The following is an 8,303-nucleotide window of genomic DNA, read 5'->3' as shown; positions in this document are numbered from 1 at the left end:
GGGTTGGAAATCATTCGCAGAGTGTAAAGGCACAAGGGAGCTTGACTGCGAGACCTACAAGTCGAGCAGGGACGAAAGTCGGGCTTAGTGATCCGGTGGTTCCGCATGGAAGGGCCATCGCTCAACGGATAAAAGCTACCCTGGGGATAACAGGCTTATCTCCCCCAAGAGTCCACATCGACGGGGAGGTTTGGCACCTCGATGTCGGCTCGTCGCATCCTGGGGCTGTAGTCGGTCCCAAGGGTTGGGCTGTTCGCCCATTAAAGCGGCACGCGAGCTGGGTTCAGAACGTCGTGAGACAGTTCGGTCCCTATCCGTCGCGGGCGTTGGAAATTTGAGAGGATCTGTCCTTAGTACGAGAGGACCGGGATGGACTTACCGCTGGTGTACCAGTTGTCTCGCCAGAGGCATCGCTGGGTAGCTATGTAGGGAAGGGATAAACGCTGAAAGCATCTAAGTGTGAAGCCCACCTCAAGATGAGATTTCCCATTTCTTAAAGAAAGTAAGATCCCTGAGAGAAGATCAGGTAGATAGGTCAGGAGTGGAAGTGCAGTGATGTACGGAGCGGACTGATACTAATCGATCGAGGACTTAACCAAAATTAAAATGATTTCACGGTTGTTTAACTGTTTCTGATCCAGTTTTGAGTGAACGAAGTTTACTCAGATAAATACGTAGTGTGGTGGCGATAGCGAGAAGGATACACCTGTTCCCATGTCGAACACAGAAGTTAAGCTTCTTAGCGCCGATTGTAGTGAGGGGTTGCCCCTTGTGAGATTAGGACGTCGCCGCGCCGTAATTATTCCGGCATAGCTCAGTTGGTAGTAGCGCATGACTGTTAATCATGATGTCGTAGGTTCGAGTCCTACTGCCGGAGTTTCTCGAAAGAGAATTAATAGAGTATTGGGTCTTTGTGCTCCTATCTTGGAGAGTTGTCCGAGTGGCCGAAGGAGCATGATTGGAAATCATGTAGGCGGGTATTCCTGTCTCAAGGGTTCGAATCCCTTACTCTCCGTAGCAACATTCTTACTGGCCCGTTGGTCAAGCGGTTAAGACACCGCCCTTTCACGGCGGTAACACGGGTTCGAGTCCCGTACGGGTCATTAATTAAATATATGGGGGTTTAGCTCAGCTGGGAGAGCATCTGCCTTACAAGCAGAGGGTCAGCGGTTCGAACCCGTTAACCCCCATTCGGTTCCGTGGTGTAGGGGTTAACATGCCTGCCTGTCACGCAGGAGATCGCGGGTTCAAATCCCGTCGGGACCGCCATTATTTAATTGAAAGCTTTAAACTACATTATATATGGCGCGGTAGCTCAGTTGGTAGAGCAACGGATTGAAGCTCCGTGTGTCGGCAGTTCGATTCTGTCCCGCGCCACCATGGAGGAGTAGCGAAGTGGCTAAACGCGACGGACTGTAAATCCGTTCCTTAGGGTTCAGTGGTTCGAATCCACTCTCCTCCATTTGTTTCAGGGGCATAGTTTAAAGGTAGAACAGCGGTCTCCAAAACCGTTAGTGTGGGTTCAATTCCTGCTGCCCCTGTTCTTTTATTAATATGGCGATCGTGGCGAAGTGGTTAACGCACCGGATTGTGGCTCCGGCACTCGTGGGTTCGATTCCCATCGTTCGCCCTTGTATTATTGGGGTATAGCCAAGCGGTAAGGCAAGGGACTTTGACTCCCTCATGCGTTGGTTCGAATCCAGCTACCCCAGTTTTCTTAGAAAAGTATCAAGAAAATTTCTTGAAAAACTTGTTCTAGGAAGAAAACAATAGTATAATGGCGGTATAGCCAAGTGGTAAGGCAGAGGTCTGCAAAACCTTCATCACCGGTTCAAATCCGGTTACCGCCTTAGTACTAGAATAGTTATTGACATGCCGGCGTGGCGGAATTGGCAGACGCGCTGGACTCAAAATCCAGTGCCCTCACGGGCGTGCCGGTTCGACCCCGGCCGCCGGTATAAAGAGCTAAGATGTTATTTCATCTTAGTTTTTTGTTTGAAATTAAATAGTAACATGGCGATCGTGGCGAAGTGGTTAACGCACCGGATTGTGGCTCCGGCACTCGTGGGTTCGATTCCCATCGTTCGCCCTAATGAAGACTCAGCAGAAGATGCTGGGTCTTTTTTTGCATAAAAAGAGATGTCGATGGAAAATCAAAAATGATTTTCTGTCAACACCTCTTACAGGTTAGCTTTTAAAATTATACAATGGTCGAATGATTTCTTTTACGTCCATTGTCTCATGTAGATTTGTCAGTAATTGCTTCTTCGATTTATATGCTTTAGGTGCTTCATCCAGCGTTTTTTTGGAAACAGAAGTGGTCCAAACATGCCGCATCATGTGTTGATAGTTATCCAGGCTGATGGAGGCTCTAGCTTGGGAGCGGCTCATCATACGACCAGCTCCGTGCGGGCCAGAGTAATTCCAGTCTGGATTGCCTTTTCCAACACCGATGATGGAACCGTCCTTCATATTTAAAGGAACGATCATTTTCTCGTTTTTTCTGGCGGAAGCCGCACCTTTGCGCAAAATCATGTGTTTCAGATCGATATAGTTATGGGGGCTGTCAAAGCTGTCAATGACATGCTTTTCCCATTTCATTGCTTTTAGAATTGTCAGTGCCATGCTTTGTCGGTTGAAGGCCGCATATTGCTGGGCGATTTTCATATCTGACAGGTAATTATCTAAATCTTGTTTTGAAACATAGGACAAGTCATAAGGAATGTTCATTTCTTCCTGTTGTTGAAGTAGCTTTTCCTTTTCAATGGGATCAGTCGCTGATTTTATTTGTTGCTTTAAATCTTGCCGTTGTTGGGTTAATTTTTGATAGGCGATTTCTTGATGATATTCTGCGATCTCATTACCTAATACACGGCTGCCGCTATGAATAACCAAATAAAAACCGTCAGAGCCTTCATTGATCTCAATGAAATGATTTCCGCCGCCTAATGTCCCTAAGCTTCGCAATGCCCATCCTCGGTGAATCGGGGCCTGAATATTTTCTAAGGGAAACGTATATTGAGGCTTGTTGTGGGAATGGTGTCCACTCGGAATCCGATTGCGAATGATTCGATCCAGCTTATCAAAATTCAATTTGACGCCTTTTTTTATTTTGGCTACATATAATCCGCAGCCAATGTCCACGCCGACAAGATTAGGGACGACTTGATCTTTTACTGTCATTGTCGTACCAATGACACAGCTGGAACCGCTGTGGGTATCAGGCATGATTCGAATTTTCGCGTCTTTGGTGAATTTTTGATTGCAAAGTGTCGTGATTTGACCGGCAGTACTGTCAGTCAAGATATCTGTGTATACAGTTGCTGTATTGTATTTTCCTTTTATGGTTAACATATTTAATCCTCTCGCAGAGGAATCAAATAATTCCTCTAATTAATTTTTGTTGTTCTCTGATTTCTTTTTATTTCCACTCATAGGAAACACCTCCGTTGGTTGGTTTGTGGTTGATTTATAATCGCTACATCGATGCTAAACAGCCTGTTTATTAAAGTACGATAAAATGCCCTGATCACAGTTCGAATTTAATGAACTGCGAGAAGCATTACTCACAAAAAAACTGCCAATCGTTATGATTGGCAGTTTGACAAATAGGCTTTATTTACGAACATGGAGAGTCTGCTGAATAAGACTCTTTGATCGAATAAAACGAATCAAACAGATCAATCAATTGTATCAAGTTTACTTTTCTTGTCTTAATCATAATGCTCTCTCCCTTCATTAAATTATTTATAATCCTATCATCATTATTGTTGGGATGTCAAGATTGCTTAGTCTTTTTGTCGCACGGGTATCAAGACTTCAAAGACTTGATCTTCGGGATGTTCAGATGTTGTTTCATCTTGCCACAGTAATTCCCAAATATCCCCATTCAATTCCAAATTTTTATCCTTCAGATAATTTCTAAAACGGTTGTTAAAGGTATTGATGTGATGGATCTCGTCTTTTATAAAGCCGGAGACGTAATCACCAGCTGGTCGTTGGACCACGCGCTGCTTATCGTAGATGTGTAATCGCTCTTCGGGTATTTTTACTAGAGCACGATAAGGAGCGGCATGGAAATTTTCTTGATAAAAAGCTGAGCCATCTACTAGAAAACCGATTGGATAACCGCTGAACAGGTCACTGCTATCGACTGAGGAATAAAACCGTCCGTAAATTTGAACGGAATCAATATCGTCATAATTATCGATTGTTTCAGAAATAACAAAAGATTCTGCCTCACGATAGGAAAGAGTGATGGATTCTAGATCAAAATTTTTCAACGTGGTATAGCGCTCAATGTAACTATCTAAGGAACCGCGGATTGTTTTCAGCTTGTTTATTTGTTCATCCACCTTTTGCTTTTGCCGGATAAAGCCCTCTAATACATAATCCACGTTTCGGTTTTTCAAAAAGAGGTGAATGTCTTCTAAAGAAACGTCAAGATTTTTTAACAGTAAAATGACATCCAATTCAAAATATTGATCGATCCCATAATAGCGATAGCCGTTTTCACCAATTTTTACTGGCTTGAATAAATCGATTTGATCGTAGTAAATCAACGTTCGCCGGCTGATACCAGCATATTTTGCCATCTCGCTGATCGTTAAGTATGTCTTCATAAAAAACCTCGTTTTCCTGCTTGACTGTAACGTTACGTTACAGTTTATTCTACCATAGGAGAAGGAGGTAAAAAAGATGAAACTATTCAAAATCTTTTTCAAAGAATATCATAGGATGTTCTTAGGCACCTTCATCTTAATGATCGTGCAAGCTGTTGGAACGCTGATGATTCCTTACTATGTTGCTGAAATTATTGATGAAGGTATTTTAACTCAGGATCAAGGAGCGATTTGGCGAAATGGTGCTTTCATGCTGGCAATAGCAGTATTGACGGGAATCGTCTCAATCATTGCCAGTTATTATTCAGCGATTTTAGCTGGACGTTTCGGCTATTTCTTGCGCAAGCAATTAGTCGATAAAACGCAGCAATTATCGATGGCTGATATGGACGAGTTCGGAACACCGACATTAATGGCTCGAACCACCAGCGATATTACAAATATTCAGCAAATCATGATGATGGTCTTTCAAATGATCATCCCTGCACCATTAATCTGTTTAGCTTCGATCGTTTTAACTGGAGCGATTTCTTGGCGCTTTATTTGGATCCCGATCACTTCGATCGTCTTATTTTCAGTTGTATCATTGTTAGTGATCAAGAAGGCGATTCCGTTAGCTGATGTGATGCAGCAGCGGATGGATAAAATGATGCAGATTCTAAGAGAATTTTATACAGGGGTTCGGGTCATTCGGGCGTTTAATAAAACCAGCTTTGAAAAGAAACGAACAGATAAAACGTTCAGCAACTACTCAGAAGTGATGATTCGCGTAAATAAATTATTCGCTGTGCTGAATCCGACGGTTAATTTAGTCATGGGTCTTGGGATGACTGCCGTGTTGGCTTTCGGAGGATTCTTGGTGGTTCAAGGAAATGTGCCAATCGGGAGTTTGACGGCAATCAGCGAATATACTGTCTTGAGTCTATGGTTCTTAACGATGGCAGCAATGGTAATCGTCATGATTCCCAAGGCTTTGGCATCATTAGAACGAATCGGCGAAGTATTATCAAAGGAAGAGGAAATCGTTGACGGTCAGAAAGAGTCCTTTGAATTAAAAGAGGATGCACCAATTGCGGTTTTTGATCATGTTGATTTTGCCTATAGCGGGGCGGAAGAAGCCGTGTTATCAGATATTAACTTCGAGATTCCTAAGGGTGTGACGGCGATTGTCGGCGGCACCGGATCAGGTAAGAGTACGATCGCAAAGGCACTATTACGCCTAAAAGATACGACTAAGGGTGAGATTCGCTTCTTAGGCGAACCCATTCAAAAAGTTACGCAGGAAACCTTGCGAGAGCGAATCAGCTATGTTCCGCAAAGGGCGTTCCTATTTAGCGGAACGGTCAGAGATAATTTTCTTTTCGGAAATCCTCAGGCAACAGAAGAAGAAATGCAGCAGGCTGCTAAAGCGGCTCAGGCCGAAGATTTTATTAGCAACTTGGATGGTCAGTACGATGCGTTTGTCGCACAAAAAGGCAATAATTTTTCTGGCGGTCAGAAGCAGCGTTTAAGTATTGCGCGAGCACTGATTAAACCGGCTGATCTGTATTTCTTCGATGACAGTTTTTCAGCGTTGGATTACCAAACGGATGCTAAGCTGCGAAAAGCGTTGAAGAGTTATTTAACAGATGCGGCGATCGTGATCGTCGCGCAAAGGCTCTCTACGATCAAAGATGCTGACCAGATCATCGTTTTAGAAGAAGGAAAGGTCGTGGGCAGAGGAACCCACGCGGAGTTGCTTAGAACGTGTAAAGTGTACCAAGAATTTGCTAAATCTCAAGGAATGGAGGGGAAGAAGCATGAGCATCAAGCAAGTTGATGAAAAAGAAATCGTTACAGAAAAACCAAAAGAATTTAAAAAGACCGGGATTCGTTTATTTAAACTGCTGCTGGAGCAGAAAAGACGCTTTATCATTATTATTGCTTCGGCCGTTTGCTTTGCTACGCTGATGGCGGTCACACCGTTGATTTTAGGCTGGGGCTTGGATGCGATCTTTGCCTTGGTACGAACAAGACAAGTGACTGTGGAAAATCTATTTTCAGCATTGCTGCGTCCTGTGCTTCTGCTTTTCTTAGCATGGGGCGGCGTTTCCTTGTTTTCACTCTTGCAGGAATATACGATGGCGAGTGTCGCCGAGACGTTGACCCTGCGTTTGAGAAAAACGTTGACTGATAAATTAAATCATCTGCCAATGAAGTTCTTTGATCAATACAAAACCGGCGATATTTTGACGAGGGCAACGCTGGACTTAGATAAAGTTTCGGAGGTTTTACAGGTCGGACTAATGCAGATGATCTCAGCAATCTTGTCGATCGTCATCGGTCTGGGCTTGATGATCTATTTGAGCCCATTATTAACACTGGGAATCATCGTCATTTTAGTGATTAGTCTTCTTTTAACAAATTATTTGGCCCACAAGAATCAGGAGTATTTTTCTGAAAACCAGGCGGCCTTAGGTGCTGTCGGGACCAAAGCGGAGGAGAACTATTCGGGGAATTTGTTGATCAAATCCTATAATCGGCAAAAAGAAACCGCTGATGAGCTGGACAAATTGAATGAAGCGCAATTTCAAGCCTTCAAAAAAGCACAATTCGTTAGCTTTGCCATCAATCCGCTGATTCGTTTGATTAATCAACTGGGCTTTGTGACTAGTGCGGTCGTTGGCGGGATTATGGTGATCAATGGCCAGTTATCGATCGGACTAGTTCAAGCCTATCTGCAATACGTGAATCAGGTTTCAGAACCGATCACTCAAGTTTCTTACGTGATCAATAGTTTGCAAAGTGCCTTTGCGGCTTTAGAACGAATTTTTGAAATTTTGGATCAGGCGGAAGAAACGGAAGAAGTTATGAGTGTTGCTGTGCCGGAAAATATTCGCGGAGAAGTAACTTTTAAACACGTTGCTTTCGGCTATACGCCAAATCGTCTATTAATGGAAGATGTCAATTTCAAAGTGAAGCCTAAACAAATGGTGGCAATCGTTGGTCCGACCGGTGCTGGTAAAACGACGATGATCAACTTATTGATGCGCTTTTACGAATTGACCGGCGGACAAATCGAAGTTGATGGAAAAAATATCAGTCATTTTTCTCGGGCGGCGATTCGCCAAAAGTTCGGAATGGTTCTGCAAGATACGTGGTTGTTTGAAGGAACTGTAGCGGATAATATTGCCTATGGGAAACCAGATGCCACCAGACAGGAAATTGTTCAGGCGGCAAAGGATGCTCAGTGCCACCACTTTATCCGAACTTTGCCAAATGGTTATGACACGATCATTTCGTCAGATGGCAGCCAGATTTCGCAAGGTCAACAACAACTGCTGACGATTGCACGGGCGATCTTAGCAGATCCGCAATTGTTGATTTTAGATGAAGCGACGTCTAGTGTGGATACTCGTACGGAGGGGATGATTCAACAGGCGATGGATCAGTTAACCGCGGAACGAACTAGTTTTGTGATCGCTCACCGTTTATCTACGATTAAAAATGCTGATTTGATTTTGGTAATGAAGGATGGTTCGATTATTGAACAGGGCAGCCATCGCAGTTTGATGAAAAAAGGCGATTTTTACGCCAACCTTTATAATAGTCAGTTCGCTGGATGAGCTCGACAATAATTGTCGGGCTTTTTTCTTTTGATTAGAAACGTATTAAATTAAATTGTTAGTAGTTTTGTATTGT

At 43.5% G+C, this 8,303-nt stretch carries 4 protein-coding genes, 13 tRNA genes and 1 rRNA gene; 16 read left to right on the top strand and 2 right to left on the bottom strand.

Annotation, left to right across the window (positions count from 1 at the left end; translation table 11 throughout):
• The first annotated feature begins 678 nt into the window (after positions 1–678).
• The 14 genes from rrf to A5875_RS05820 all read left to right on the top strand — a co-directional run bounded on the left by rrf (position 679) and on the right by A5875_RS05820 (position 2,089).
• Positions 679–794, top strand: a 5S ribosomal RNA gene (gene rrf / locus A5875_RS05885).
• A gap of 9 nt (positions 795–803) precedes the next feature.
• Positions 804–877, top strand: a tRNA-Asn gene (locus A5875_RS05880).
• 49 nt (positions 878–926) lie between these two features.
• Positions 927–1,015: transfer RNA gene (locus A5875_RS05875), tRNA-Ser, on the top strand.
• Positions 1,016–1,031: 16 nt separating this feature from the next.
• Positions 1,032–1,103 (top strand) — tRNA-Glu (locus A5875_RS05870).
• A gap of 14 nt (positions 1,104–1,117) precedes the next feature.
• Positions 1,118–1,190: transfer RNA gene (locus tag A5875_RS05865), tRNA-Val, on the top strand.
• A gap of 3 nt (positions 1,191–1,193) precedes the next feature.
• Positions 1,194–1,269, top strand: a tRNA-Asp gene (locus A5875_RS05860).
• Between the two features lie 35 nt (positions 1,270–1,304).
• Positions 1,305–1,380: transfer RNA gene (locus tag A5875_RS05855), tRNA-Phe, on the top strand.
• 1 nt (position 1,381) lies between these two features.
• A tRNA-Tyr gene (locus A5875_RS05850) sits at positions 1,382–1,462 on the top strand.
• Positions 1,463–1,470: 8 nt separating this feature from the next.
• A tRNA-Trp gene (locus A5875_RS05845) sits at positions 1,471–1,541 on the top strand.
• Positions 1,542–1,557: 16 nt separating this feature from the next.
• Positions 1,558–1,630, top strand: a tRNA-His gene (locus A5875_RS05840).
• Between the two features lie 10 nt (positions 1,631–1,640).
• Positions 1,641–1,712 (top strand) — tRNA-Gln (locus A5875_RS05835).
• 67 nt (positions 1,713–1,779) lie between these two features.
• A tRNA-Cys gene (locus tag A5875_RS05830) sits at positions 1,780–1,850 on the top strand.
• Between the two features lie 24 nt (positions 1,851–1,874).
• A tRNA-Leu gene (locus A5875_RS05825) sits at positions 1,875–1,958 on the top strand.
• Positions 1,959–2,016: 58 nt separating this feature from the next.
• A tRNA-His gene (locus tag A5875_RS05820) sits at positions 2,017–2,089 on the top strand.
• A gap of 98 nt (positions 2,090–2,187) precedes the next feature.
• Here A5875_RS05820 and A5875_RS05815 read toward each other — a convergent pair.
• Together A5875_RS05815 and A5875_RS05810 are read right to left on the bottom strand one after the other, a co-directional pair.
• Positions 2,188–3,354, bottom strand: coding sequence for an RtcB family protein (locus A5875_RS05815; protein WP_088932745.1), 1,167 nt, complete (start codon positions 3,352–3,354; stop codon positions 2,188–2,190).
• 434 nt (positions 3,355–3,788) lie between these two features.
• Positions 3,789–4,622 carry a MerR family DNA-binding transcriptional regulator gene (locus tag A5875_RS05810; protein ID WP_088932744.1) on the bottom strand — a complete coding sequence of 278 codons (834 nt, stop codon included), beginning with the start codon at positions 4,620–4,622 and terminating at the stop codon, positions 3,789–3,791.
• Positions 4,623–4,698: 76 nt separating this feature from the next.
• Between A5875_RS05810 and A5875_RS05805 the strand changes: the two genes are divergently transcribed.
• Together A5875_RS05805 and A5875_RS05800 are read left to right on the top strand one after the other, a co-directional pair.
• On the top strand, positions 4,699–6,441 hold the full coding sequence (locus tag A5875_RS05805; protein WP_088932743.1) for an ABC transporter ATP-binding protein: 1,743 nt from the start codon (positions 4,699–4,701) through the stop codon (positions 6,439–6,441).
• Positions 6,422–8,227, top strand: a complete 1,806-nt coding sequence (locus A5875_RS05800) for an ABC transporter ATP-binding protein (RefSeq protein WP_088932742.1) — start codon at positions 6,422–6,424, stop codon at positions 8,225–8,227. The genes A5875_RS05805 and A5875_RS05800 overlap by 20 nt, the downstream gene beginning before the upstream one ends.
• Positions 8,228–8,303: the final 76 nt, after the last annotated feature.

This window comes from Enterococcus sp. 3H8_DIV0648 (assembly GCF_002140655.1).
In the GTDB taxonomy this organism is placed as follows: Bacteria; Bacillota; Bacilli; order Lactobacillales; family Enterococcaceae; genus Enterococcus_A; species Enterococcus_A hulanensis.
The sequence above is the reverse complement of the archived record's forward strand: the minus strand, read 5'-3'. Positions and strand labels throughout refer to the sequence as shown.